This window comes from Sphingobium chlorophenolicum, assembly GCF_000722875.1.
GTDB classification, from domain to species: Bacteria; Pseudomonadota; Alphaproteobacteria; order Sphingomonadales; family Sphingomonadaceae; genus Sphingobium; species Sphingobium chlorophenolicum.
Genome location: NZ_JFHR01000039.1, coordinates 1 through 26,464 on the forward strand (window position 1 = coordinate 1; position 26,464 = coordinate 26,464).

Annotated in this window: 23 protein-coding genes and 1 pseudogene; 12 read left to right on the top strand and 12 right to left on the bottom strand. The window is 65.1% G+C overall.

The window, feature by feature from the left end; all coding sequences use genetic code 11:
* Positions 1 to 260 (bottom strand): annotated as a pseudogene (locus BV95_RS15325) (ImuA family protein); the annotation flags it as partial.
* A 194-nt stretch (positions 261 to 454) separates the two neighbouring features.
* On the opposite strand from BV95_RS15325, the gene BV95_RS15330 reads away from it, so the two are divergent.
* Both BV95_RS15330 and BV95_RS15335 read left to right on the top strand, forming a co-directional pair.
* Positions 455 to 1,291, top strand: coding sequence for an RcnB family protein (locus tag BV95_RS15330; RefSeq protein WP_081873404.1), 837 nt, complete (start codon positions 455 to 457; stop codon positions 1,289 to 1,291).
* A 143-nt stretch (positions 1,292 to 1,434) separates the two neighbouring features.
* Complete coding sequence (locus BV95_RS15335; RefSeq protein ID WP_037453769.1) at positions 1,435 to 2,112, top strand: prolyl hydroxylase family protein; 678 nt, start codon at positions 1,435 to 1,437, stop codon at positions 2,110 to 2,112.
* A 331-nt stretch (positions 2,113 to 2,443) separates the two neighbouring features.
* Here BV95_RS15335 and BV95_RS15340 read toward each other — a convergent pair whose 3' ends face one another.
* Complete coding sequence (locus tag BV95_RS15340) at positions 2,444 to 5,131, bottom strand: Rne/Rng family ribonuclease (protein WP_218016624.1); 2,688 nt, start codon at positions 5,129 to 5,131, stop codon at positions 2,444 to 2,446.
* 504 nt (positions 5,132 to 5,635) lie between these two features.
* On the opposite strand from BV95_RS15340, the gene BV95_RS15345 reads away from it, so the two are divergent.
* The 5 genes from BV95_RS15345 (at position 5,636) to BV95_RS15365 (ending at position 11,999) form a co-directional block, all read left to right on the top strand.
* The gene (locus BV95_RS15345; RefSeq protein WP_037453775.1) at positions 5,636 to 6,595 is read left to right on the top strand and encodes an N-acetylmuramoyl-L-alanine amidase family protein; all 960 of its coding nucleotides are present in this window, start codon (positions 5,636 to 5,638) and stop codon (positions 6,593 to 6,595) included.
* 77 nt (positions 6,596 to 6,672) lie between these two features.
* A complete protein-coding gene (locus tag BV95_RS15350; protein WP_037453860.1) occupies positions 6,673 to 9,210 on the top strand; it encodes a penicillin-binding protein 1A in 2,538 nt (845 codons plus the stop codon).
* 552 nt (positions 9,211 to 9,762) lie between these two features.
* Positions 9,763 to 10,890 carry a peptide chain release factor 2 gene (prfB, locus tag BV95_RS15355; protein WP_037453778.1) on the top strand — a complete coding sequence of 376 codons (1,128 nt, stop codon included), beginning with the start codon at positions 9,763 to 9,765 and terminating at the stop codon, positions 10,888 to 10,890.
* 14 nt (positions 10,891 to 10,904) lie between these two features.
* The gene (locus BV95_RS15360) at positions 10,905 to 11,609 is read left to right on the top strand and encodes a class I SAM-dependent methyltransferase (RefSeq protein WP_420806757.1); all 705 of its coding nucleotides are present in this window, start codon (positions 10,905 to 10,907) and stop codon (positions 11,607 to 11,609) included.
* Positions 11,610 to 11,699: 90 nt separating this feature from the next.
* Positions 11,700 to 11,999, top strand: a complete 300-nt coding sequence (locus BV95_RS15365) for a PilZ domain-containing protein (RefSeq protein ID WP_037453863.1) — start codon at positions 11,700 to 11,702, stop codon at positions 11,997 to 11,999.
* Between the two features lie 13 nt (positions 12,000 to 12,012).
* On the opposite strand, the gene BV95_RS24375 is transcribed toward BV95_RS15365, so the two are convergent.
* From BV95_RS24375 to BV95_RS15375, 3 genes are read right to left on the bottom strand one after another with little or no spacing between them, the layout of a single operon-like run.
* The gene (locus tag BV95_RS24375) at positions 12,013 to 12,171 is read right to left on the bottom strand and encodes a hypothetical protein (protein WP_013846009.1); all 159 of its coding nucleotides are present in this window, start codon (positions 12,169 to 12,171) and stop codon (positions 12,013 to 12,015) included.
* Between the two features lie 15 nt (positions 12,172 to 12,186).
* Positions 12,187 to 12,900: a hypothetical protein gene (locus BV95_RS15370; RefSeq protein WP_037453784.1), complete on the bottom strand. Its 714-nt coding sequence runs from the start codon at positions 12,898 to 12,900 to the stop codon at positions 12,187 to 12,189.
* Positions 12,901 to 12,946: 46 nt separating this feature from the next.
* The gene (locus tag BV95_RS15375; protein WP_037453787.1) at positions 12,947 to 14,158 is read right to left on the bottom strand and encodes a toxic anion resistance protein; all 1,212 of its coding nucleotides are present in this window, start codon (positions 14,156 to 14,158) and stop codon (positions 12,947 to 12,949) included.
* 220 nt (positions 14,159 to 14,378) lie between these two features.
* Between BV95_RS15375 and typA the strand changes: the two genes are divergently transcribed.
* The 4 genes from typA (at position 14,379) to BV95_RS15395 (ending at position 19,265) form a co-directional block, all read left to right on the top strand.
* Positions 14,379 to 16,196, top strand: coding sequence for a translational GTPase TypA (typA, locus tag BV95_RS15380; protein ID WP_037453790.1), 1,818 nt, complete (start codon positions 14,379 to 14,381; stop codon positions 16,194 to 16,196).
* A 114-nt stretch (positions 16,197 to 16,310) separates the two neighbouring features.
* Entirely contained in the window at positions 16,311 to 16,709 is a 399-nt protein-coding gene (locus tag BV95_RS15385) for a DUF805 domain-containing protein (RefSeq protein WP_037453793.1), read from the top strand.
* A gap of 119 nt (positions 16,710 to 16,828) precedes the next feature.
* Positions 16,829 to 18,151: a NupC/NupG family nucleoside CNT transporter gene (locus BV95_RS15390; protein WP_037453796.1), complete on the top strand. Its 1,323-nt coding sequence runs from the start codon at positions 16,829 to 16,831 to the stop codon at positions 18,149 to 18,151.
* A gap of 112 nt (positions 18,152 to 18,263) precedes the next feature.
* Positions 18,264 to 19,265: a DUF1176 domain-containing protein gene (locus tag BV95_RS15395; RefSeq protein WP_420806758.1), complete on the top strand. Its 1,002-nt coding sequence runs from the start codon at positions 18,264 to 18,266 to the stop codon at positions 19,263 to 19,265.
* 89 nt (positions 19,266 to 19,354) lie between these two features.
* Here BV95_RS15395 and egtD read toward each other — a convergent pair whose 3' ends face one another.
* The 6 genes from egtD to gluQRS form a co-directional block, all read right to left on the bottom strand.
* Entirely contained in the window at positions 19,355 to 20,311 is a 957-nt protein-coding gene (gene egtD / locus BV95_RS15400) for an L-histidine N(alpha)-methyltransferase (RefSeq protein WP_051749808.1), read from the bottom strand.
* A 4-nt stretch (positions 20,312 to 20,315) separates the two neighbouring features.
* Positions 20,316 to 21,596 carry an ergothioneine biosynthesis protein EgtB gene (gene egtB, locus BV95_RS15405; protein ID WP_051749809.1) on the bottom strand — a complete coding sequence of 427 codons (1,281 nt, stop codon included), beginning with the start codon at positions 21,594 to 21,596 and terminating at the stop codon, positions 20,316 to 20,318.
* A 562-nt stretch (positions 21,597 to 22,158) separates the two neighbouring features.
* Positions 22,159 to 23,034 (bottom strand): GGDEF domain-containing protein, encoded by an 876-nt coding sequence (locus tag BV95_RS15410; protein WP_037453803.1) that lies wholly within the window; start codon positions 23,032 to 23,034, stop codon positions 22,159 to 22,161.
* A 152-nt stretch (positions 23,035 to 23,186) separates the two neighbouring features.
* Positions 23,187 to 23,756 (bottom strand): cob(I)yrinic acid a,c-diamide adenosyltransferase, encoded by a 570-nt coding sequence (locus tag BV95_RS15415; RefSeq protein WP_037453806.1) that lies wholly within the window; start codon positions 23,754 to 23,756, stop codon positions 23,187 to 23,189.
* Positions 23,757 to 23,772: 16 nt separating this feature from the next.
* The gene (locus BV95_RS15420) at positions 23,773 to 24,006 is read right to left on the bottom strand and encodes a twin transmembrane helix small protein (protein ID WP_013846020.1); all 234 of its coding nucleotides are present in this window, start codon (positions 24,004 to 24,006) and stop codon (positions 23,773 to 23,775) included.
* Positions 24,007 to 24,015: 9 nt separating this feature from the next.
* Positions 24,016 to 24,894 (bottom strand): tRNA glutamyl-Q(34) synthetase GluQRS, encoded by an 879-nt coding sequence (gluQRS, locus tag BV95_RS15425; protein ID WP_051749810.1) that lies wholly within the window; start codon positions 24,892 to 24,894, stop codon positions 24,016 to 24,018.
* A gap of 124 nt (positions 24,895 to 25,018) precedes the next feature.
* Between gluQRS and BV95_RS15430 the strand changes: the two genes are divergently transcribed.
* The gene (locus tag BV95_RS15430; protein ID WP_013846022.1) at positions 25,019 to 25,585 is read left to right on the top strand and encodes an HNH endonuclease; all 567 of its coding nucleotides are present in this window, start codon (positions 25,019 to 25,021) and stop codon (positions 25,583 to 25,585) included.
* 5 nt (positions 25,586 to 25,590) lie between these two features.
* Here BV95_RS15430 and BV95_RS15435 read toward each other — a convergent pair whose 3' ends face one another.
* Positions 25,591 to 26,325: a Crp/Fnr family transcriptional regulator gene (locus tag BV95_RS15435; protein WP_234703205.1), complete on the bottom strand. Its 735-nt coding sequence runs from the start codon at positions 26,323 to 26,325 to the stop codon at positions 25,591 to 25,593.
* Positions 26,326 to 26,464: the final 139 nt, after the last annotated feature.

The following is a 26,464-nucleotide window of genomic DNA, read 5'->3' on the forward strand; positions in this document are numbered from 1 at the left end:
GCCGCCGTCCGCAGCCACAGCAGGGGCGCTTCCCCCGCCGCCAGCCGCGCCAGGATCAGCCCCAGTCCCGCGCAGGCCCCTTCCTCTTCCGCCGCGCCGAAAAATTCATGAACCCGCCCCCGCGCCAGACCGCCGTCCAGAGCCGCGTCCAGCGCGGCATGACCCGTCCTCATCCGCGCATGGGGCCGGGAGGCTGGAACAGTCTCCAGCGATGCGATATGCCTTTTCAAGGCGATAAGGGTCCGTACCGACTCGGTCATGCCATATGTTCCTGGTTTGTTCTTTTCCTGCTTCCGCGAGCGGCTGTCAATCAGGCGCAGGCCGCGCCCTCCCGATTCTTTCAAATCGCTGACAGACGGGTTCAGCCTCACGACATCGCCCCACTCCTAAAAGAGGGATATGAGGGGCAAGAGGCCCCGCGAAGATGAAGGCGAACGGCATGTTGAGGAAAATGATGCTGGCGGGCTTGATGACCGCGACGGTCCTGGGCGGGATCGCCCCGGCCTACGCCCAGCGGGGCGACGACAATGGCTGGCGCGGGCGCGGCGGCGAGCGGTCGGCGCGGCCCGACGGCGGACGCGGGGGCCAGGGCAACGGTCAGGCGCAACGCTGGCAACAAAGGCAGGCGGAACGTCCGGCGCCGACGCCTCAGGCTCCGGCCCAGGCCCAACCGCAATGGCGCGGCAATGACGCTCGCCCCGAACAGCGCGGTGCGGCGACGGTGACCCGCTGGAACCGGAATGAACGGCGCTTCGAGACAAGCGTGCGCGACGATAATCGCAACGATCGCAACTGGAACGGCCGCCGCGACGACAATCGTCCGGTCTGGCAGGACAACCGCCGTGACAATGACAGGCGCGACAATGATCGGCGCGACAACGACCGGCGCTGGGACAATGGAGACCGGCGCGGCTGGAGCGGCAACAACTGGAACAACGGACGGCGTTTCGACGACCGCACCCGCTGGGAAGGACAGCGGCGTTGGGACAATAGCTGGCGCAACGACCGGCGCTATGACTGGAACAGCTATCGTGCGCGCTATGGCGACCGCTACCGGATCGGACGCTATTATGCGCCGCGGGGATGGAGCTATGGCTATTCGCGGTTCAGCGTCGGGATATTCCTGAACAGCCTGCTCTATTCGAACAGCTACTGGATCGACGATCCCTATTCCTACCGCCTGCCGCCCGCTTACGGCACGCTGCGCTGGGTCCGCTACTATGACGATGCGCTGCTGGTCGACATTCGCGACGGCTATGTGGTCGACGTGATCCACGATTTCTTCTGGTAACGCCGGAAGATCAATCTCCTGGACTGGCCTTCAGGAACCGGACGCATCGTTGACGATGCGACCACCAAAAACTGGGCCCGGCGTCATGCGTGCCGGGCCCTTTTCATTTGCGCGGGCATGCCGCGCAGTGGCATTGGGGCGGCATGAGCGAATTTGTTGACGATGGCGGCATCGCCTCTATTGCCAGGGCGCGGATCGGCGATGCGGTGCGGGCGCGGCTGGACCGCAATCCGATGGTCAGCCGGATCGATGCGCCGCATCTGGAAATCTATGGACGGCAGGAATTTCTGAGCGCGCAGGAATGCGCGGGACTGCGCGACCTGATCGATGCGGGGGCGCAACCCTCCACCCTGTTTTCCGGCAGCGCCAACGCCGATTACCGCACCAGCGCGAGTTGCAACCTCAGCCCCTGGGATCCACTGGTCAGCGCGGTCAGCGACCGGATCTGCGCGCTGACGGGCATCGCCGCCGATCATGGTGAAACCCTGCAAGGGCAGCGCTATCATCCGGGGCAGGAATATAAGCCGCATTGGGACTATTTCCCGGTGACGGCCAATTACTGGCCCGCGATGCTGAAAAGCGGTGGGCAGCGAAGCTGGACGGCGATGATCTATCTCTCGCCGGTCGAGGCGGGCGGGGAGACGCATTTCCCCCATTGTGAATTCATGGTGCCCCCGGTTGAGGGCATGCTGCTGATCTGGAACAATATGGACCGGGACGGATCGCCCAACGGCTCCAGCCTCCACGCCGCTCGCCCGGTGGAGCAGGGCACGAAATATGTCGTCACCAAATGGTTTCGCGAACGACCCTGGCGACCTTGAGGAGCAGCAACTTCTGCTGGCCAGTGAGGAACACCAATCCTCCCTACGCGCAGCGTGGGGAGGGGGACCATGCGAAGCATGGTGGAGGGGAAATACGCAGGTCGTGCCCCCTTTCCCCTCCACCAGCCTTCGATCCTTCCCATCTCCCGATGAGGAGGATTTGGAATACCACTCCACCCCGTCCTGATTCCTCCGCGTACCGCTCCAACCCTATCGCCCTCGACATCGGTCGCCGGCAAATTTCCAATCCCCGCCTGAAAAGAAAAGCGCCGCTGTCTGATCGTTGAACCGACCAGACAGCGGCGCTTTCTTCCCTTAACCGGGCTTGCCGTTACTGCCCGAAAGTGCGCTGCCACCAGCCACGACGGGGCGTGCCGTCTTCACCTTCCTCGGCCGTTTCAGCTTCGCCATCCACCGTGATTGCCTCCGCCGTTTCAGCGGCAGGCGCTTCGACAGCCGGAACGGCCTCGACAGCGACAGCTTCCTCGACCACCGGCTCGGCCCCTTCGACTTCGCTCAGGGCAGGCTTCTTGCGGCGTGTCCGCTTGGGCTTGGCGGCGGCCTCTTCGGCAACCGGCGCGACTTCAACGGCGGCGGCTTCCTCGGTCCCTTCGACTTCGCTCAGGGCAGGCTTCTTACGGCGCGTCCGCTTAGGCTTGGCAGGGGCTTCCTCGGCCACCGGCGCTTCCGGCGCGGCTTCAGCCGGAGCTTTCACCACAGCCTCCGCCGCTTCGGCGGCAGGAGCGGCGGCTTCCTTCGCCTTGCGGGCCCGTGGGCGGCGGCGGGTCTTGGGCGCTTCCTCCTCGGCGGACGCTTCGGGGGCCGCTTCCGCCACCGGCTCAGGCGCGACCGCTTCGGCCTCGACGGCTTCCACCGCTTCCTCGCTCGCGACGGAGCCTTCGCTCACGCCCTCTTCACCGCCCTCGCGGCGGCGGCGGCCACCCCGACGACCGCGCCGGCCCCGGCGACGGCCTTCGCCTTCACCCTCGCCAGCGGCCTCGACCGGCGCGGCCTCGCCTTTGGCCTCAGCCTCCTCATCGGAAGCCTCCGCATCGTCGACAGCTTCACCCTCGGCCGCAGCCTCTCCATGATGCTCGTCGCGCTGGCCGCCCCGGCGGCGACGGCGACGGCGGCGACGGCGACCGCCTTCGCGATCCTCGCCCCGCTCGCCGCGCTCCTCATGGGCGGCTTCGACTTCCTCGACTTCTTCCTCGTCCAGTTCCTCGACAATATCGAGATCGTCCTCTTCCTCGACGATCGGCGTATAGTCGACCACCCGCTCCGGACGCGGCCCGCTGGCCTCGACCGACATGCGCGCGCCCTCAATCTCGCCATCGGGCAGGATCGCGATGCGAACGCCATAGCGCTGCTCGATCTCATCCAGCTCGTGGCGCTTGTTGTTGAGCACGTAGAAGGCCGCCTCCTGGCTCGCCCGCAGCGTGATCAGGCTGCCGCGACCACGCGCCGCTTCCTCTTCCAGCATGCGCAGCGCGCCCAGACCCGCCGACGAAGCGGTGCGGACAAGGCCCGTACCCTCGCAATGCGGGCACTGGCGGGTCGACGCTTCCAGCACGCCGGTGCGCAGCCGCTGGCGGCTCATTTCCATCAGGCCGAAGCCCGAAATCCGGCCGACCTGAATACGGGCGCGATCGTCCTTCAGCGCATCCTTCATCGCCTTCTCGACCTTGCGGATGTTGGAGTTCATCTCCATGTCGATAAAGTCGATGACGACCAGGCCCGCCATGTCGCGCAGGCGCAACTGGCGCGCAATTTCCCGCGCCGCTTCCAGATTGGTGGCGACGGCGGTCTGCTCGATCCCATGTTCGCGGGTCGACCGGCCGGAGTTGATGTCGATCGACACCAAAGCCTCGGTCGGGTTGATGACCAGATAGCCGCCGGACTTCAACTGCACGACGGGATTGTACATCGCCGCAAGCTGATCCTCTACGCTGGCGCGCTGGAACAGCGACACCGCGTCGGCATATTGCTTCACCCGGCGCGCATGGCTGGGCATCAGCAGCTTCATGAAGTCCTTGGCCGCCTTATAGCCATATTCGCCCTCGACGATGACTTCCTCGATATCCTTGTTGTAGATATCGCGGATCGCCCGTTTGATGAGGTCGCTGTCATTGTGGATCAGCGCCGGGGCATCGGATTTCAGCGTCTTTTCGCGGATTTCGTCCCACAGCCGCGCCAGATAGTCGAAGTCGCGCTTGATCTCCGGCTTGGTGCGCTGAAGCCCGGCGGTGCGGACGATGCAGCCCATGGTGGAGGGCAGCGCCATCTCCGCGATGATCGACTTCAACCGCTTGCGGTCGGCGGCGTTCGAAATCTTGCGCGAAATCCCGCCGCCATGCGACGTGTTCGGCATCAGCACGCAATAACGGCCCGCCAGCGACAGGTAAGTGGTCAGCGCCGCGCCCTTGTTGCCGCGCTCTTCCTTGACGACCTGGACCAGCAGCACCTGGCGGCGCTTGATGACGTCCTGAATCTTGTAGCGGCGGCGCAGCGCCATGCGCTTGCGGCGCAGTTCGTCGGCGGCCTCGTCGCCCTTGCCGCGACGGCCGCGGCCCCTGCCATTGTCCCCGCCATTGCCGTTTTCGGCCGCTTCCTCGCCATGCTCCTCATCGTCATGATGATGGGTGGCCTCGACGACTTCCAGACCGCCGTCGCCCGCATCGGCATGATCGTCATCGTCATAGTCGGCGCGCAGCGCGGCCTCTTCCTCGGCATGCTCGCGCTCTTCGCGCAACAATGCCTCGCGGTCCTCGCGAGGAATCTGATAATAATCGGGATGGATTTCGCTGAAAGCAAGGAAGCCGTGGCGGTTGCCGCCATAATCCACGAAGGCCGCCTGGAGCGACGGCTCCACGCGGGTGACCTTGGCGAGATAGATATTGCCCTTGAGCTGCTTGTGCTCGGCCGATTCGAAGTCGAATTCCTCGATCCGGTTACCTTTGACGACCGCGACCCGGGTTTCTTCCCGGTGGCGCGCATCGATCAGCATACGCATTGTCATTCATTGTTCTCCGGCGATGGCGGCCAGCGGCGCTGGGCCGGGCTGCCACGCGATAGTAGGGGGACGGCGCGAGTTGCTGCATCGTCCGGTTTTGAAGGGAAAATTGCGCGTCTGCTGCCGGGGCAGGGCCGGACCATGTGCCGGACACCGCCAACCACGCCGCATCGCCCGGAACCGGGGCCAGCGTGGATTGGAAATCATGCCTCATGCAGCGTCAACCTGTTCGTGCATCCGTGCCGGACGTCGCCGTCCGCCGATGCCATCGTGATTATCCCCGAAAGGACTGCCGCCTAATATGGCGCGCCTTCCAGGAATGTGAATGGTTAGCAGTCAAAATGGCAGGGAGCAACGGCCCCTCGAAATATTGTTTCGCGGCCTGCGCTTCCGGCGGAACTTCGTCGTGCGGTCTATCGCAAACATGGTAAAGATAAGGTTAACCTTGTTATTTCGACGGAAACGGGCGGCAATGCTTCATTCGACAGGGAAGGGGCTGCGGAAGGCGTCATGAAATTGCGCTGGACGGCCATGGGCGGCGCGTTGCACAAGCGGCGCATGTTCCACGGCCTTGCGCTCGCAAGCATGCTCTTTTCAGGCGCGCCCGCCTCCGCCGCCATGCTCGATGGCGACCGGCCCGGCCCGCGCTTCGGCGCGCCCGCGCACATGGCGCCGCGCCCGGCCAGGCGCCTGCACAGCATCACCGTGCCGATCCCGCCCGTGGCGCGCGGCCTGTCGCTGCCCCCGGTGGAGGGCCCGCGTGACGCCTCCCGCCCGCTGGTGGTGATCGACGCCGGCCATGGCGGTCATGATCCCGGCGCGATCAATCGCGAAAATGGCGAGCGGGAGAAGGACGTGACGCTCGCCATAGCGCGGGCGATCCGCGACCGACTGGTGCAGTCAGGCCGCGTACGCGTCGCGCTGACCCGCGACGACGACCGTTTCCTGGTGCTCCAGGAACGCTACGGCGTCGCCCGGAAGCTGAACGCAGACCTGTTCATCTCCATCCACGCCGATTCGGCGGATAATGAAGAAGCGCGGGGCGCGACCGTCTATACCCTGTCCGAAACCGCCTCCGACCGCGAAGCCGCCCGCCTGGCCGCAAGGGAGAACAAGGCGGACGTTCTGAACGGCGTCAACCTCGGCGGGCAGTCGAGCGACGTGTCCTCGATCCTGATCGACCTGACGCAGCGGGAATCGATGGACATTTCGGTCGGTTTCGCCCGGCTGCTTCAGCGCGAGGCGGCAACCTATGTCCCGTTCCGCGGCACGTCGCACCGCTTTGCCTCCCTGATGGTGCTGAAGGCCCCGGACACGCCGTCGGTTCTGTTCGAGACCGGCTATGTCTCCAACAGCGCCGACGCGGCGTTCCTGGCGTCGAAACAGGGCCAGGCGAACATCGCCAGGGGCGTCGCCCGCGCCATCGAGGTGCATTTCGCCCGCAAACTCGCGGCAGGCGGCGGCGATTAGGCTCAACGCAACCCATCCCGACAATGGCCAATCCACTCTGGCGCTTCCCGCATTTTGACCGTACAGCCACGACCATCATGGAAGAGGCTCGCCCCAAAAACGCCGCATCGTCCTTCGTTCAGCGCCTTCGCCAGGGCGCGGGTGGCTTGCGCGAACGTCTCCAGCCGCATTGGGACAAGCGCTGGTTCCGCTGGATCGCGCTCGGTTTCGGCGGCCTTGTGCTCGCCTATGCGCTCTTCTGGCTGATCTTCGCGCGGGGCCTGCCCGACGCGGCGACGCTGCTCAACTATGAACCGCCGCTGCCCACCATCGTGCGCGACACCAACGGCCAGCCGGTGCACAGCTACGCCCGCGAACGCCGCGTGCAGCTCCAGTATAGCGACTATCCGCCGCTCCTGATCCGCGCCTATCTGTCGGCGGAGGACAAGACCTTCTTCGAACATCATGGCGTCGACATTCCCGGTTTCTTCGGTGCGGTGTTCGACTATGCGACCAAGATCGGATCGGGCCAGCGCGCGCGCGGCGGCTCCACCATCACGCAGCAGGTGGCGAAGAACCTGCTGATCGGCGACGAATATTCCCCGACCCGCAAGGTGAAGGAGATGATCCTCGCCTACCGCATGGAAGGGGTGCTGACCAAGCAGCAGATACTCGAACTCTACCTCAACCAGATATTCCTCGGCCGCAACGCTTACGGGGTGCAGGCGGCGGCCCGCGCCTATTTCGACAAGGATGTGGGCGACCTCAAGCTGCACGAAATGGCCTATCTGGCGATCCTGCCCAAGGGTCCGGCCAATTACCGCCCGGAAAGCCCCACCGGTCATGAGCGCGCCCTGGAACGCCGCAACTGGGCGCTGGGCGAAATGTACAAGAACGGCTGGATCACCAAGGCCCAGCGCGATGAGGCGCAGGCCCAGCCGCTCGGCACCGTGGCGGCTCACGGCTCCAGCTTCGACGCCCGCGCAGGCGGCTATTATATGGAGGAGGTTCGCCGCCGCCTGATCCAGCAGTTCGGCGAAAAGGCGGAGGACGGTCCCAACAGCGTCTATGCGGGCGGCCTCTGGGTGCGCAGCCCCTATGACCCGAAGATGCAGGATCTGACGACCACCGCCCTGCGCAACGGCCTGCTGCGTTTCGACGCGGGCAAGGGCTGGTCCGGCCCCATCGGCAAGATCGACATGGATCGCGGCTGGCAGCGCGAACTGGCGGCCAGCTATATCGATGTCGACTATGCCGGATGGCGCGTCGCCGTGATCGTCAGCCGTGATTCCTCCGCCGCGCAGATCGGCTTTTCCGACGGATCGACCGCCACGCTGCCTGCCGACGCGGCGCAACTGCCCTATCGCAAGAGCGGCGGCCCAGCCTTTTCCGCGATGAAGCCCGGCGACCTGATCGTCGTCGCCCGCAACGGTTCTTCATGGGCGCTGCGCAACGTCCCCGAAGTGTCCGGCGGCATGGTGGTGGAGGAAACCCATAGCGGTCGCGTCCGCGCCATGCAGGGCGGCTTCGACAACCGCCTGTCCTCCTACAACCGCGCCACCCAGGCGATGCGCCAGCCCGGCTCGACCATCAAGCCCTTCGTCTACGCCGCCGCGCTGGACAATGGCATGACCCCGGCGTCGATCATCGTCGACGGGCCGCTCTGCGTTTATCAGGGCGCGGGCCTCGGCCAGAAATGCTTCCGCAACTTCACCGGCGGCAGCGCGGGGCCGCAGACCATGCGCTGGGGCGTCGAACAGTCGCGCAACCTGATGACCGTGCGCGCCGCCAGCCAGACCGGCATGGACCGCGTCGTGCGCACCATCAAGGCGATGGGGATCGGCGATTATCAGCCCTATCTCTCCTTCGCGCTGGGCGCGGGCGAAACCACGGTGGAGCGGATGGTGAACGCCTACGCCATGCTCGCCAATCAGGGGCGGCAGCTCAGCCCCAAGCTGATGGACTATGTGCAGGACCGGCGCGGCAAGGTGATCTGGCCGCAGCGCTGGCGCGCCTGCGACGGCTGCAACATGGCCAATTGGGACGGAAAGCCCATGCCCCGCTTCGGTTTCGAGGGGCGGCAGGTGATGAACCCGATGACCGCCTATCAGGTCGTGCACATTGCCGAAGGCGTGATCCAGCGCGGCACCGCCACGGTGCTGGCGGATCTGAAACGCCCGCTGTTCGGAAAGACCGGCACGACCAATGGCCCGACCAATGTCTGGTTCGTCGGCGGATCGCCCGACATCGTGGCGGGCGTCTATATCGGCTATGACCAGCCCCGCAGTCTCGGCGGCTGGGCGCAGGGCGGCCGCGTCGCCGCGCCGATCTGGAAGGCGGCGATGGCGCCGGTTCTGGAAACCATGCCCAAGACGCCCTTCATCGCGCCCGCAGGCATCCGCATGGTCACCATCGACCGCCGGTCGGGCAAGCGCGTCTACGGCGTCTGGCCGACCGACGAACCCAAGCCCGCCGTGATCTGGGAAGCGTTCAAGCCCGAATCCGAACCCCGCCGCTCGATCCGCAAGGAAGAGGTGGCCGCGCAAGACAAGGCGGCCGCCAACATCGAAGCGACGGTCCAACGCCGCCAGCGCACCGACAGCGACTTCCTGAGGGATCAGGGCGGCATTTACTAACCAGCGGTTGAGGGGAAACCCGACCTATCCTATTCCTCCCTGCGCGCAGCGCGGGGAGGGGAACCGCTCGCGGAGCGAGTGGTGGAGGGGAAATACGCAGGTTGTGCCCCATTCCCCTCCACCACGCTTCGCGCGTCGAAGAGAGTCACGTGCCTCTCTTCGACCCTCCCCATCTCCCGATGGGGAGGAATCGATGTCCACTCATGGCCCTTTCCCAACTCAGAATAGGTGGCTCACCAGCAACAGCTTCCCCCAAAAACATCCTATTCTTCCAACAGGCGTCATTTCAGCCTGTCCTATTCCCCGCCCACCATTCTACCCCGCATCCCTCTTTGAAACGGCCGATAAAAACCCGCTTCGCATACGCGCGCCCAGGCACGCGCGCGCATACGGTGTGAACTTCGACGTAAATCCGCCATTTTCCGCCAATCTTTCTCCACAGGCCGCGCAAGGATTGAATCTTCCCAAATCCCCCGCCCTCGGATAGGGGCAGGCACTTGATGCGTTTGCCTCTCCTGAGGGCCAGGCGCCCCGACATTCTGGAGACCACCCATGCGCGCCGAAGCGCAGCAATATATCGACCGCATCGACGCCGCGCTGGACCTGCTGCGCCGCTTCCTCGACTGGGACCGCGCCCTTCGCCGCCTCGACGAGCTGAACGCCCGCGTCGAAGACCCGACGCTCTGGGACAATCAACGCCAGGCACAGGAGGTGATGCGCGAACGCACCCGGCTCGACGCCGCGATCGGCGCGACCCGCGCCATCGACAGCGAGAAGACCGACACCGCCGAACTCATCGAAATGGCCGATGCGGAAGGTGACGAGGATATGGTGAACGAAGCCATCGCCTCGCTAAAGGCCCTGGCCGACCGAGCGGACGAGGACAAGATCAAGGCGCTGCTGGCGGGCGAAGCGGACGCCAGCGACACCTATCTGGAAATCCATGCGGGCGCGGGCGGCACGGAAAGCCAGGACTGGGCGGAAATGCTCAGCCGCATGTACCGCCGCTGGGCCGAACGGCGCGGCTACAAGGTGGAACTGGTCGACTATCAGGCGGGCGACCAGGCGGGCATCAAGTCCGCCACCTTCCTGTTCAAGGGCGAGAACGCCTATGGCTATGCCAAGACCGAAAGCGGTGTGCACCGCCTGGTCCGCATCAGCCCCTATGACAGTTCGGCGCGGCGCCACACCAGCTTCTCGTCCGTCTGGGTCTATCCGGTGATCGACGACAATATCGAGATTGAGGTCAATGAAAGCGACCTCAAGATCGACACCTACCGCGCATCCGGCGCGGGCGGCCAGCACGTCAACACCACCGACTCCGCCGTCCGCATCACCCACGTCCCGTCGGGCATCATCGTCGCGTCGCAGAATGACCGGTCGCAGCACAAGAACCGCGCCACCGCCATGAACATGCTGAAGGCGCGCCTCTACGAAGCCGAACTGCGCCGCCGCGAAGAAGCCGCTTCGGGCGAATATCAGGCCAAGACGGAGATCGGCTGGGGGCACCAGATCCGCTCCTACGTCCTCCAGCCCTATCAGTTGGTGAAGGATCTGCGCACCGGCGTCACCTCCACCTCGCCCGACGACGTGCTGGACGGCGCGCTCGACCCCTTCATGGCCGCCGCCCTGTCGCAGAAGGTGACGGGCGAGAAGGTCGATGTGGAGGATGTCGACTGATGAAAGTCCCGGCGATGGCAGGATGCTTGCTCCTGCTGGCGGGCTGCGGCCCGTTTTCGTCGGACAATAATGGCGACCGCCCGGCCGCCGCCCGCGCCTTCCCCCGCGCCGACCGGCCGGTGGCGCCCATCGTCTCCACCCGCTGGTCGAGCGAGGAGGCGCGCGACCGGGTGAACGAGGCCGAAGACATTATGGACCGCGCCGGCATCCGCGCCGGCATGACAGTGGCGGACATCGGCGCGGGCGAGGGCTATTACACCGTCCGCCTCGCGAAGAGGGTGGGGGACAATGGCCGCGTGCTGGCCGAAGACATCATGCCGGAGGTGATAGAGGCGCTGTCCCGCCGCATCACCCGCGAGGATTGGCGCAATGTCAGCGTCCGCCTGGGCGCGCCGGAAAATCCCCGGCTGCCGGACAACAGCTTCGACCGCATCCTCATGGTCCATATGTATCATGAGATCGCCGAACCTTACGCCTTCCTCTGGAATCTCAGCCCCGCGCTCAAGCCCGGCGGCGAGTTGATCGTGGTCGACGCCGACCGGCCGACCGACCAGCATGGCACGCCGCCGCGCCTCCTGGCCTGCGAATTGTCGGCCATGGGTTTCCGGCTGGAGGAACTGGTGCCCAAGCCGACGGCGGGCGGCTATTTCGCCCGCTTCAAACGCATCGCGGCCCGCCCTGAACCATCCTCCATCATACCCTGCGCCTTGCGGTCCTGACCCCCTATCATCCTGAAATGCTTTCCTTCGCCCATAATATGGTTAATGGGCGGCCAGCATGATTCTCATGCCTTGGGGGAGGGGCGGGATATGACGGACCTGATTGACGCCGCCGGGGAACGGCGGCTCGATCCGCGCCACAAGATGTTCGGGCCGGTCGCGCTGCGTTTCGGCGGCACGGCCGCCAGGGCGCATTTTCTGGACCTGTCCTGTTGGGGCGCGCTGGCCTATTGCGAAACGCCGCCGGGGACAGGCGCCTATCTCATCGTCGAAGCGCTGGGCGTGCAGGCGAGCGCCCGCGTCATCTGGGCCAACGGCAAGCGTTTCGGTATCCAGTTCAACCAGCCCTTGGCGCAGGACGCGATGGACGCGTGGATCGAAGGCGCCTGAACTTCCTTTTCCCTCAGCCCTTCCGCCGCCGCCACTTCCGGAAGAAGGACATGCCCAGCAATCCGCCGCCGACGCACGCCGCGATCGCTCCTCCGGCGCTTGCCAGCGCCCAGGCGCCGGCCGCCAGCAGGCCGGTCAGGAAATCGACGATGATCAGCGTGAGATGGATCATGACCTTAGGAAGGCGTCATTCCTGGCCAAGTTCCTTCGCCTCCTGATATTTCAGTTCCAGAAAGCGGTTCTGCACGGCCAGCTTGTCGCGATCGCCGCTCGCCAGCGTTTCGCTCATCCGGGAAATTTCCGCGTCGATGACGCCGAGTCCCTCGATCAACTGCTTTTCCGGCACGCGGCCATTGCGCTCCTCCCGCCGCAGGGGTTCGGGGATGGACCGGTATCCGGTGACGAGTTCGGGCAGATGATCGGCCAGCAATTTGCGGATTTCCTGTGCGGCGGGTTCCTGCTCGCCCAGCCGCTCCAGTTGCGGTGACAGCGTCTCCAGCTTGACGCCGATGCTGTCGACCAGCGTCACGGCAGGGGCGGGCAGGGCTTTGCGCTGGTTTTCCAGCCATATCTCAGTCTGGAGCGGTAGGGCGGTCAGCGCGGTTTCCGCCAGCGCCTCGGTCCGGACGCGCCGTTCGCCGGGCAGCGCCGCGATCAACAGCACCGCCGCCAGCATGACGCCCAGCGCGATCATCACCCCGGTCGTGCCGAGCGGAACGACAAAGCCCGCCACCGCGCTGGCGACCAAGACCGCAACCACCGCCCAGAAGGCATATTTGACCTTCCGCATCAGCGCGGCGTTGCGCCGTTGCCGCGCCCGCGCCGACAGGCTCCGCCCGCGCTCGCTATGGCGGCGCAGCACCGCCTCCGCATCGGCCAGCACCCGGTCGGAACGGTTCATGGCTACACCGCTCCCACATCGAACGGAGGCCGGGAAATATTCATCCTCACGCCTCGATCGAACTCAACAGGGGATTGTCGATGCGAGCCTGGCTCGCGGCCTGAGCCTGTCCTTCGGCGCGGGCGATATAGCCCTTGGACTTCTCCACCTCGTTCGACAGCGTGTTCACCGTCGTCTTCATATTCTCCAACGCCTTCAGCTTGAACGTGTCGATATTGTCCATGGTGTCGTAGATATTCTGGAAGGCGCGCTGCAACGTCTCGATGGGAATGGGGCTGGACGCGGCCTGTTCGTGAATCTGCGCGGTCTGGCTCTTCAGCATCTCGCCGGTCGAATCGATCATGTTCGCGGTCGTCGAGTTCAGCGCGGTGATCTGCTCCAGCACCAGCTTCTGCCCCACCAGCGCCTGCGCCACGGTCACGGCTGTGCGCAACGCGGCTACCGTGGTGGTGCTGGCCCGGTCCACGCCCTTCACCAGTTCCACATTATTCTTCTTGACCAGATCGAGCGCCAGATAGCCCTGAACGGTCACCGCCATCTGCGTCAGCAAATCCTGCGTGCGCTGGCGGATGTAGAATAGCGCGCTCTCCCGGATCGCCTTGGCCTTGGCCGGGTCGGTCGAATCCAGTTCCAGCGCCTTCGCCTCCAGCCGGGCGTCCAGCGTCTTGGAAATATGGATCATCTGCTCCAGACGGCCCATGGTCTGCCACATATTCTGCCGCTCGACATCGATGGCGGCATTGTCCTTGATCAGCACGTCCTTGCCGCTGGCGAGCGACCCCAGGATCGAATTGATATGGCTCTGCGCGCTCTTATAGCTGTCGAAATAATCGCGCATCCGATTGCCGAAAGGGATCAGCCCGAACAGCTTCTTCGGCGCGGTCAGGCTGCCGCGCTTGCCCGGATCGAGATCCTCGATGGTCCGGCGCAGTTCCGCCAGATCGACGCCGACCTTATTGTCGCTGTCCATCGCCCGCACCGGCCGGTCCAGGAAGCGGTTGCTGTGCCCCGCCGCCTCGGCGATTTCCTTCCGCCCCATATTGGTGAGCTGGTCGACCCGCTGGCCGAATTCCGGCGAATTGGCGTCCTGCGCGACCAGATCGTCGATGAAGGCATCGACCTTCTCGTCCAGCTTCGATCTTTTGTCATCGTCCAGCGGCACCAGCCCCGCCGCCTTTTCGGGCGCGACCGGCGGCACCGGATCGGGCGGGGTCAGGTTCAACGTGTCAGCGGTGGCGGTCGGCGCGGTCGAAGCCATGTCATCTCCCAGGGGCGATCAAGGGTTTGCACTGTTATATGTATATAGAACAGTCCGGCTGCAAGCCTGTCCTCCAAGCTAGAGGCGCGGCCCCATCATTGCAATCTTGCCGCCCGCCCGCAAAGCTTGCCGCAACGCGTCATTTCCTGTAGGGGCGCGCGCAAACATCCTGGACAGGCGCGGTGCCCGCCGGGAAACCCGTAAATCCCGAAGGCTATTCATGTCCCTGCGTAATATCGCGATCATCGCGCACGTCGACCATGGCAAGACCACGCTTGTCGACCAGCTTTTCCGTCAGTCCGGCACCTTCCGCGACAATCAGCGCGTCGAGGAACGCGCGATGGACTCGAACGACCTGGAAAAGGAACGCGGCATCACCATCCTGGCGAAGCCCACTTCGGTCGAATGGAACGGCACCCGCATCAACATCGTCGACACGCCAGGCCACGCCGACTTCGGCGGAGAGGTGGAGCGCATCCTGTCCATGGTCGACGGCGTGATCCTGCTGGTCGATTCGTCGGAAGGCGCGATGCCGCAGACCAAGTTCGTGACCGGCAAGGCCCTTGCCCTCGGTTTGCGCCCCATCGTTGTCGTCAACAAGGTCGATCGCCCGGACGAGCGCATCCAGGAAGTGCTGGACGAAGTGTTCGACCTGTTCGTGACGCTGGAAGCGAATGACGAGCAGCTCGACTTCCCGGTCCTCTACGCTTCGGGCCGCAACGGCTATGCCAATGAAGACCCCAGCCTGCGTTCCGGCACGCTGGAGCCGCTGTTCCAGAAGATCGTCGACCATGTGCCGCCCCCGGCGCTGGACGTCGACGCGCCGTTCAGCTTCCTGGTGACGCTGCTCGATCGCGACAACTTCCTGGGCCGCATCCTGACCGGCCGCGTCAATAGCGGCACGCTGAAGGTCAACCAGCCGATCCACGCCATCGACGCCGACGGCAATGTGCTGGAAACCGGCCGTGCATCCAAGATCCTGTCCTTCCGTGGTCTCGACCGCGTGCCGGTGGAAGAGGCGAAGGCAGGCGACATCATTTCGCTCGCTGGCCTGACCGTCGCGACCGTTGCGAACACCATTGCCGACCCGTCGGTCAGCACCGCGATCAAGGCGCAGCCGATCGATCCGCCGACCCTGTCGATGCGCTTTGCGGTCAATGACTCGCCCATGGCTGGCCGCGAAGGCAGCAAGGTGACGAGCCGCATGATCCGCGACCGCCTGATGCGCGAAGCGGAAAGCAACGTCGCGATCAAGGTGACGGAATCGGCCGACAAGGACAGTTTCGAAGTCGCCGGCCGCGGCGAACTCCAGCTTGGCGTGCTGATCGAAACGATGCGCCGCGAAGGCTTCGAACTCGGCATTTCGCGCCCCCGCGTGCTGTTCGGGGAGGATGAGGCGGGCAACAAGACCGAGCCTTACGAGACCGTCGTGATCGACGTGGACGATGAATTTTCCGGCACGGTTGTCGACAAGATGAACATCCGCAAGGCCGAGATGACCGACATGCGTCCCTCCGGCGGCGGCAAGACCCGCATCACCTTCTCCGCCCCTTCGCGCGGCCTGATCGGTTATCATGGCGAATTCCTGTCCGACACGCGCGGCACCGGCATCATGAACCGTCTGTTCGAGAAATATGGCCCCCACAAGGGCAAGATCGAAGGCCGCAAGAACGGCGTGCTGATCTCCAACGGCGCGGGTGAAGCCGTCGCCTATGCCCTTGGCCCGCTCGAAGAGCGCGGCATCCTGTTCGTGGGCGTTGGCGAAGCGCTTTACGAAGGCATGGTCATCGGTGAGAATGCAAAGCCGGAAGATCTGGAAGTCAACCCGATGAAGTCGAAGGCGCTGACCAACTTCCGCGCCAGCGGCAAGGACGACAGCATCCGCCTGACCCCGCCCAAGAAGATGACGCTGGAACAGGCCATCGCCTATATCGACGACGATGAAATGGTTGAGGTGACGCCCAAGAACATCCGCCTTCGCAAGCGCTATCTCGACCCGAACGAGCGCAAGCGCATGTCCCGGGCCAAGGCCGCGTAAGACACGAATTTCGCGGGATAAAAATGCCGCTCCGGCAACGGGGCGGCATTTTTTACAAGACAATAATAATCGGCTGGCATAGCCTTGGCACATCCGACGACAGGGGGTGTCATCATGGAATATATGTTTTTGCCGCTGAAGCGCTATGCCGACTTTTCGGGCCGCTCCAGACGGAAGGAATATTGGATGTTCCTGCTGGGCTATGTTCTGCTGATGATGGTCACGGCGATATTGGCGGCCGTGGTGGCCGCAGCCGCATCGACAAGATTTACCGGCCCCTTCTTCCTGCTGTTCGGCCTGCTCACCCTGGGGCTGCTGATCCCGTCGCTCGCGGTGCAGGTTCGCCGTTTCCACGATCAGGACAAGAGCGGCTGGTTCTGGCTGCTGAATTTCGTGCCCTATGTGGGTGGAATCATCGTCCTGGTGTTCATGTGCCTGGAAGGGACGAAGGGCCCCAACCGCTTCGGACCCGATCCCAAGGAAGTGGAAAATCTGTCCGACATCTTCAGTTAGGCTGTATCGATCTGGCCGAACAGTCGTGAAGGCATTCGCGCCGCCGCAAGCCGCTGGCATGCTTCCTGCGCGCTTTCTATAGTCGCGCCCGTCCGTTCGTTCTTCCGCGAAAGCTCTTCATGCATCTTCTCATCGGTCTGGCCGGTATCGCGCTGATCCTTGCGATTGCCTTCGCCCTGTCCTCCAACCGTCGCGCCATCAGGCTGCGCGTTGTGGGCGCGGCTTTCCTGTTGCAGGCGGGCATCGCGTTGCTGGTGCTCTACGTCCCCGCCGGGCGCTCGGTGATCGCGGGCATGTCCCGCGGCGTCGCCAACCTGCTCGGCTATGCGCAGGCGGGGACGGACTTCATCTTCGGCCCGCTCGCGAAACCGGAGATCGGCGGAGCCAGCTTCGCCATCGCCGCGTTGCCGGTCATCATCTTCTTCGCCAGCCTGGTGTCGATCCTCTACCATCTGGGCGTCATGCAGCAGGTCGTCCGCTGGGTCGGCGGCGCGATCGAGAAGGTGACGGGCGTGTCCAAGGTGGAAAGCCTCTGCGCCGCCGCCAACATCTTCGTCGGCCAGAGCGAAAGCCCGCTCGTCATCCGACCCTATCTGGCCGGACTCACGCCGCCCCAACTCTTCGCCGTGATGACCAGCGGCATGGCGGGCGTCGCGGGCACCATCCTCGCCGCCTACGCCTCCATGGGGATCAAGATCGACTATCTGCTGGCGGCCAGTTTCATGTCGGCGCCCGGCGGCCTGCTGATGGCGAAGATCATGATGCCCGACGAGCCGGAACGCGAACCCGAACTTCCCCTGGGCGATCATCCCGACATCGTCCTGCCCGAAAGCCGGATCGGCGATACCGGCCCCGCCGCGCTGCTGCCGGGTGGAACGCCCGGCGAACCGATGCCGCCGGCCACCCATGACGAGGAAAAGCCCGCCAACCTCATCATGGCCGCCGCCCAGGGCGCGCAGACCGGCGTGAAGCTCGCCGTCGCGGTCGGCGCCATGGTGCTGGCCTTCGTCGCGCTGGTGGCGTTGGCGAACGGCATCCTTGGCGGCATTGGCGGCTGGTTCGGCTATCCCGGCCTCAGCTTCCAGCAATTGCTGGGCTATTTCTTCTCGCCGGTCATGTATCTGCTCAACATCCCCTGGACGGAGGCGCAGGTGGCGGGCGGCCTGTTCGGCACGAAGGTCGTGCTGAACGAGTTCGTCGCCTATATCAATCTGGGCCAAGTGCAGGGCGCGCTGTCGCCCGCCACCGTCGCCATCGTCACCTTCGCGCTGTGCGGCTTCGCCAATTTCAGTTCCATCGCGATCCAGATGGCCGTCACCGGCAACCTCGCGCCCAACCAGCGGCCGGTCATCGCGCGGCTGGGATTGAAGGCACTGGTGGCGGGCAGCCTCGCCAACCTCATGAGCGCGGCGCTGGCCGGTTTGATGCTCAGCCTGCGTTGATCGTTGCGAGACTATAACGAAAGTTCTACCGCTGACCGGCAGGATCGGCTACGGTTAACATATGGCGGCCAAAGGTTTATTCGCTCTGATGTCCATCTTGCAAGCCATGGCAATGGCGCCTGCATTTGCGCAGGCGCCGAAGCCGGGGACGCTGGCAAGCTATAAGGACTGGACCATCGGCTGCGACAATCGCAGCCGGTGCGAGGCCGTGTCGCTGCTGCCTGAGGGCGGCGCTTGGCCCGACGCGCCGGTCATGCTGGGCATCCGCCGGGATGCAGGCGCGGCCGCCTATCCCGAAATCTGGGTCAGCCGCGACGCCAGGGGGCGGGAGGCGCTGGATTTCCTGATCGACGGCCGCAAGATCGCCAGCGCGGCAAGCGTCGATGGCGAAGCCAGCGTGCAGGGACCGCAGGCGTCCGCTCTGGCCATTGCCATGGCCAAGGGCGGCGGCATGGAAATCCGCGCCAACGGCAAGTCCATCGACCGGCCCTCGCTGGCCGGGTCCGCCGCGGCGCTGCGCTATATGGACGCGAAGCAGGGCAGGGCGGGCACGATGGCGGCGCTCGTCGCGACCGGTCCGCTCGCGCTCAGCGCCGTGCGCCCCGCGCCCGCCACCCCTTCGATCCGGCGGGCCGTCATTCCCGGAGGCGCGCCGCCGCCCGCGCTCTGGCGGGAGGAATTGACGAAGCTCGGCGCGTTCACCGGCTGCGCCGATGAGATGAAGGATGCATCCTCGCCGCCCGACCTGCACCGCCTGTCGAAGACCGAGGCGCTGGTGCTGGTGCCCTGCGGCGCGGGAGCCTATAATTTCTCCGCCGTCCCGGTGATCGCCACCGGCATTGCGGGACGGCGGGCTTTCCGCTTCGCCGCCTTCGACTATCAGCCGGGCTGGAGCGAGGATGACGGCCGTCCATTGCTGGTCAATGCAAGCTGGTCGGCGGAAACGTCCAACCTGCAAAGCTACGCCAAGGGGCGGGGGATAGGCGATTGCGGCGGCAGCGAATCCTATGTCTGGGACGGCACGCGCTTCCGCCTGGTGGAGGCCAGCGCCATGGGCGAATGCAGGGGCGCCTGGCACTGGATCACCACCTGGTCGGCCAAGGTGACGGACTGAAAACCAGGCTTTTTCCTGTCTAATTTGCGGTGTGTTCCTGAGTCCGATCTGGGTTCCTGCCTTCGCAGGAACACGTCACCCTTTTAACATTAAGTGCCTGCGAGGATGAGCGAGAAGAGCCCATCCCCGTCGCTCCATTCGCGTAGCGGCTCCCACCCGCCTGCGCGCAGCAGCAGCCTTTCGTCGCGCGCGCCATATTTGTGGCTGCTCTCGGTATGGATCGTCTCCCCCCGCTCCATGCGGAAACATTGGCCAGCGACATGGAAATGCAGCGGCCGCACCGCCTCCAGATGCATTTCAATCCGCGCCTTGTCGTCATTCCAGACGGCGCGGTGGACGAACCCGTCCAGCGGGAGGTCGCCCTCCAATTCCCGGTTGATGCGCCGGATCAGGTTGAGGTTGAACGCCGCCGTCACCCCCGCCGCGTCGTCATAGGCGGCGATCAGCCGGTCGCGGTCCTTGATCCTGTCCATGCCGATCAGCAGCATGGAGCCTTCCCCCAGCAGCCGGTGCATGGCCCGCAGCAGGTCGACCGCCGCGTCGGGTTCCATGTTGCCGATCGTCGATCCGGGGAAAAAGCCCAGGCGCGGCAGGCCGTCGATGGCGGCGGGCAAGGTCAGCGGGCCGTTGAAATCGCCCACCACCGGCAGGACGGGCAGGCCGGGAAAGGCCGAGGCCAATTCGGCGCTCGCCGCCCGAAGGAAATCGCCGCTGATGTCGATCGGCACATAGGCTGCAGGGTCGACGGCGCGCAGCAGATGCGGCGTCTTGCGCGAACTGCCCGCACCAAATTCCACCACCGCCCGGCCCGCGCCGACGGCAGCGGCGAAATCCGGGCCATGCCGCTCGAGCAGCGCGGTTTCGGTCCGCGTCGGATAATATTCGGGTAGGTCGGTGATCGCCTCGAACAGTTCCGATCCCCGCCGGTCGTAGAACCAGATGGGCGGCGTCGCCTTGGGGTGGCGCGACAGCCCTTCGATGATGTCCCGCCGAAAGGCCGGGTCGGGAGCGCGGGGCGGCAGCATGGCGTCTTCGGTCAGCAGCATCGCGTCACAAATCCTTCGCCAGCCGCAGTCCGGTGAACTGCCAGCGTTGATGAGGGTAAAAGAAATTGCGGTAACTGGCCCGGACATGGCCGCGCGGGGTGGCGCAACTGCCGCCTTTCAGCACGAACTGACCCGCCATGAACTTGCCATTATATTCGCCCACCGCGCCTTCCGCCGCCCGAAAGCCGGGGTGCGGGCGATAGGCGCTGCCGGTCCATTCCCAGACATCGCCATACATCTGGCTTAGCGTGGAACCGCCCTCCGAAGCGCGGGGGCGGGGGCAGACGGCGTCGTCCAACTGGTTGCCGCTGGTCGGCGCGATATTGAGCGCGCCGCTTTCCCACTCCGCCTCGGTCGGCAGCCGGGCGCCCGCCCAGCTTGCATAGGCGTCCGCCTCATACAGGCTGATATGGCTGACGGGCGCGGCGGGATTTACCGGCCTGCGCCCGTCCAGGCCGAAGCGCGTCCAGCCCTTCTCGCCGCGCTGCCAGTAAAGCGGCGCCTCTATCCCCTCCGCCTGCACCCAGGCCCATCCGTCCGACAGCCAGTGCCCGGCCTGCGCATAGCCGCCATCCTCGATGAAGGCGATCCATTCGCCATTGGTGATCGGCCGGTGGGCCAGCGCGTGGGGATGCAGCACCGTCTTGTGGCGCGGCGCTTCGCAGTCGAAGGCGAAATCGCCTTTTCCGTCGTCGCCAATCTCCACCAGCCCCTGTCGCCCCTCTATCCAGTGGAGGGGTCCAGGCACGGGTGCGGGCAGCGCGTTGGGCGCGTCGAACAGCGCGGGTTCCAGCGGGTTGAGCGACAGCAGATGCTGCATGTCGGTCAACAGCAGTTCCTGATGCTGCTGTTCATGGTGCAGGCCCAACAGCACCAGCGCCTGCGCTTCGGGCGGCAGCATCGGCAGGGCGGTGACCAGCGCCTTGTCGACATGGGCGCGATAGGCGCGGATCTCCTTCAGCGCGGGACGGGTCAGCATGCCCCGCATCGGCCGGGCATGGCGCGGCCCCTCCGCCTCATAATAGCTGTTGAACAGATAGGCGTAATGCGGATCGAACGGCCGGTATCCCGCCACATGATCGCGCAGGACGAAGGTTTCGAAGAACCAGCTTGCATGCGCCAGATGCCATTTGGCGGGGGAGGCGTCGGGCATGGACTGGACGGTCGCGTCGGCGTCGGACAGCCGGGCGGCCAGCGCCTCGCTCAACGCCCTGACTTCCCGATAGCGGGCGATCAGGTCGATCTGGCCCAGTGCTGTTCGGCTTGCTGTTCGGCTTTTGGCCATGCATGCCCCTCCGATACGGTTGTGCCGCTCTCCCGCAATAATCGCATGAAGGGGGGGATATGTTCCGGATGGGATTGGAGCGTTGTTAGCCGGGGTGGGGCAAAATCGGCTGTTTTCCGTCGAAGTTCACACCGTATGCGCGCGCGTGCCTGGGCGCGCGTGTGCGAAGCGTTTTTTGGTCGGACTTTTCAAAGACGGATGCGCGGTAAGGCTGCGGGGGTGAATAGGACAGGCCGGAATGCCGACCGTGGGGCAAATAGGATGTTTTTTGGGGGCCTGTTGCAGTCGGGCAACCTATCTTTCCGGGCAAGGTGCGGAATGGCGGGTTGTGGATGGAGGGCGGACCTATCCTGTTCCTCCCCATCAAGAGATGGGGAGGGTCGAAGAGAGGCGCGTGACTCTCTTCGATGGCCGAAAGCTGGTGGAGGGGAAAAGGCGCGACCTGCGAATTTCCCCTCCACCACCGCCTTCGGCGGCGGTCCCCCTCCCCACGCTGCGCGTAGGGAGGATTTAACGTCCGTTAATAGCCAATCCAAAACATCCCGAACGCGACCAGACCCCCTCAACCATAGGCCGAGGCGGAGGGCCTTGCGGCCCGCTGTATCCGGTCGCGCCCGGATCGCTTGGCATGGTAGAGCGCGTCGTCAGCCATGCCGATCGCATCCGTCACCGGCCCGCCGCGCCAGGCGCAAAGCCCCGCGGAGAAGGTGACCGGCTGGCCGTGCACCGCGCCGACCGGTTCCTGCCGCATCCGTTCCGCGATGCGCGCCAGTGACCAGCTTGCCTCATCCTCTATCGCGTCCTGGTAGAATATGGCGAATTCCTCTCCGCCCCAGCGCCCGACGATATCGATGCGGCGGGTCTGCGCAGACAGGCGCGCAGCGAAATCGGCCAGCAGCCGGTCGCCCGCATCATGGCCCAGTTGATCGTTGACCTGCTTGAAATGATCGATGTCGATGATCGCGATGCAGCCCCGCCGCCTGGCGACCGGCAGCGTGTCGATCTGCGCCAGGAAACCGCGGCGGTTGGCGATGCCGGTCAGCGCATCCTCATGCGCGGCGGCGTTCAGCGCGTCGATCTGCGCCTGCGTGGCAGTGGCGGCCCGGCGCACACCGGAAAACAGCCTGGCGATGATGTCGCTGGCTTCGGGCAGGGTCGGGGCGGCCCTTTTGCGTTCCTTCTCCTCCGCCGGGTGCAGCGCATCCGCCAGCGCGTGGATGGGGTTCAGCAAGGCGCCGATGCCCAGCAGCGCCCCGGCCGCGCCCGCCATCGTGGCCAGCGTCAGGACGATGAACTCCGCCCAGGCGATCCGGCCCGTCGCCACCCCCCAGCCGATATAGCCCAGCAGCGGCAGATGGGTGGTGGCGAAGCAGAGCGCGAAGAGCCGGAACCGCAGGGATCGGGGAAAGATGAAGGATGTTGCGAGGTAGAATTGCATCCCGGAACCCTGGCCGTTGAAATCGGGGGCCAAAATTGGCGCGACGCGTGAAAGGAAGGTGAAGGAAAAGGGTTAATGCGTGGCTCATGCCCGCAGCATGGACGAACCGTGCCGCCCGTGAGTCGAACGGTTGGATGGAATGTCGCTACAGGCTAGCGGGACGCCCCCGGCACCCATTTGACATCGTTCGCGCCATTGCCGTTCAGCCGCCGGGCCATCACGAACAGCAGGTCGGACAGCCGGTTGAGATAGGCCAATGCCTGCGGGTTGATCGCCACCTCGACCGCGGCGGCGGTCGCGCTGCGTTCGGCGCGGCGGGTGACGGCGCGAGCGAGGTGCACGGCGGCGGCGGCGGGCGATCCGCCTGGCAGGACGAAGCTGTCCAGCGGCGAAAGATCGGCGTTCATCGCGTCGATCTGCCGCTCCAGCCGCTCGACCTGGGAAGCGACGATGCGCAGCGCCCAGGGTTCGTCGCCAGCATCGGTCACGGGCGTGGCGAGGTCCGCCCCCAGATCGAACAGGTCGTTCTGGATGGTGGTCAGCCAGCCTGCTTCCGGTGCATCGCCGATCGCCACGATGGCAAGGCCGATGGCGCTGTTCGCTTCATCGACGTCGCCCACCGCCTGTATGCGCGGGGCATGTTTGGGCAGGCGCGACCCGTCGACAAGGCCGGTGGTGCCCGCGTCGCCGGTGCGGGTGTAGATTTTGTTGAGCTTCACCATGACGGACGGGGCGTCTTCAACCGTTGCCCTTCATCAGCAGCAATATGGCGACGATGATCACCGCCACCGCCTGGAACAGGATGCGGTTCATCATCATCCGGTTCTGCTTCAGGCTGGACTGGCTGGGACCGCCTTCGGGCGAGTTCAACTGTTCCTTGGTCGCTTGCAGGAAGGCGACGATCCCCCGGACCAGCGCGAACAGGGTGGCGCCCATGGCCAGGATCAGGGCGATGACGAGCAGCATATTCATAGGGCGAATCTAGGCGCTCGCCAGCGAAATGCCAATCGGAAAGCGCGCTTGCCGCAGATCGCTCGCCAATTGCCGGGGGTCGACGCCCTCCGCCCGCAGGTCGGCCAGCGCGATCGACCCGTCCCGCTTGGCCAGCCGCCTGCCGTCCGCTCCCAGCAGCAGGGGATGATGGATATAGGCGGGGGACGGCAGGCCGAGCAGCGCCTGGATCAGCCGGTGGATATCCGTCGCGCTGCGCAGGTCGTCGCCGCGCAGCACATGGGTCACGCCCATCGCCGCATCGTCCAGCGTGCAGGACAGATGATAGCTGGCCGGGGCGTCCTTCCGCGCCAGCACCACATCGCCCGCCAGAAGGGGCCTTGCCTGGACAGGCTGCGCCCGCGCGCCGTCTTCGGCCGGAAAGGGCAGGGCGTCCCAACGCAGCGGCCCCGTCCGCTCCGCCGCCTGCGCCATGTCGATCCGCCACGCATGGGGCTCCCCCGCCGCGATCCGGCGCGCCCGTTCCCCATCGGCCAATCCCCGGCATGTCCCTGGATAGACGGGCCCTTCCGGGCCGTGTGGGGCGGCGGTGCTGGCGATGATGTCGGCGCGGGTGCAGAAGCAGGGATAGAGCAATCCCATCGCCTCCAGCCGCCGCAGCGCCGCCTCATAATGGTCCAGTCGCGCCGACTGGAAGACGATGTCGCCGTCCCATGCGACGCCCAGCCAGCGCAGATCCTCCACGATCCCCGCCAAATGTTCTGGCCTGCTGCGCGTACCGTCTATATCCTCGATCCGCAGGCGGAACGCGCCGTCCCGGGCGTGGGCCATGTCCATGGCCAGCAAGGCCGACCAAGCGTGTCCGACATGCAACCTACCGGTGGGGCTCGGTGCGAAGCGAGTCACCATATGCTGTGGTCCGGTCGATTGAGTCATACTGGCCCTTGACGAAATGGGGTCGTTAATGCTGTCATGCTCCCGTCACGTTTCTGGTTGATCAGGACGGCGGCGAAAGGGGGTTGAAGGGTAATATATGTACCATCCCGACCTGATACGACATCCGGAAAACTGTCCGGCACTGGTCCTGAATGCAGACTATACGCCGCTAAGCTATTATCCGCTCAGCCTCTGGCCCTGGCAAACCGCCATCAAGGCGGTTTTTTTGGAACGGGTGGACATCGTCGCCAGCTATGAGCGGCAGGTGCACAGTCCCAGCCTGCAAATGCAGATTCCCTCCGTCATCGCGCTGAAGCAATATGTGAAGCCGTCGGAACATCCCGCCTTCACCCGGTTCAACCTGTTCCTGCGCGACAAGTTCGCCTGCCAATATTGCGGTTCGCCCCATGACCTGACCTTCGACCATGTCGTGCCGCGCCGCGCCGGCGGGCGCACGACGTGGGAAAATGTCGCCACCGCCTGTTCGCCCTGCAACCTCAAGAAAGGCGGGCGCACGCCCAAGGAGGCGCATATGCAGCTCCACGTGACGCCGATCCGCCCGACAAGCTGGCAATTGCAGGAACATGGCCGCGCCTTTCCGCCCAATTACCTGCACGAAAGCTGGCACGACTGGCTCTATTGGGACGTGGAACTGCTGGCGTAAGGGCGTCACGCCATCCCCGGCAACCACTCCAGGTCCATATCCTTGTGCCGGTTGGTATAATGGCCGATCTCCTCCAGCCGCTCCATGTCCAGAAGCGTGATCCGACCGTTGGACCGGCTGATCAGCCCTTCCTGCTCCATCTGCCGGATCATCCGGTTCACATGGACGGATGTCAGGCCGACCGCGTCTCCGATCTCCTCCTGCGTCAGCTTCAGGTCGAAACTGTCGGTGATCCTGTCGTCCGTCACCCGCAGCCGGTCGAAAATGTCGAGCAGGAAGGACGCCACCCGCGCCTTGGCCGACGTCCGCCCCAGCGAGGCGAGCCGATCCGTCAGCGCGACGCGCTCCGCATTGGACAGCAGGAACAGCAGCGCCGCGACCCGCGGATAGTCCTCCAGCAGCCGCCGCAACGCATGTTTGTCGAACGGACAGACGACCGCGTCGGACAGCGCCACCAGCGATTCCGGCGCCCGGTTGTAGATGGTGCTGGCCGATCCGATGAAGTCGCCGGGGAAATAGACGCGCAATATCTGCCGGCTGCCGTCGGGCAGGATGACGAAGCTCATCACCCGTCCCTCGCGCAGGACGAACAATTCGGTCACCAGGTCGTTGACGCGCTGGATCATTGCGCCGCGCCTTATCTTGCGCGGATTTTCCTCCAGCCTTGCAAGCGCCATCTTCTCCGTATCGGACAGGGGCACATGCTTCGCCAGCCTGTCCGCGAAACAACTTGTCGCCACCAAAAACACCTTTTTGCTTCTCTTGTCGTTACGGTGGTAGAACGCCCGACGCGTCGTTTGGCTGCATTGCCGGTTCCTGCTGCGCGCAGAGGCGGCTTTTTCGCCTCCCCGGCGGCGGGAAGTTGACGCCGCCGCCGCC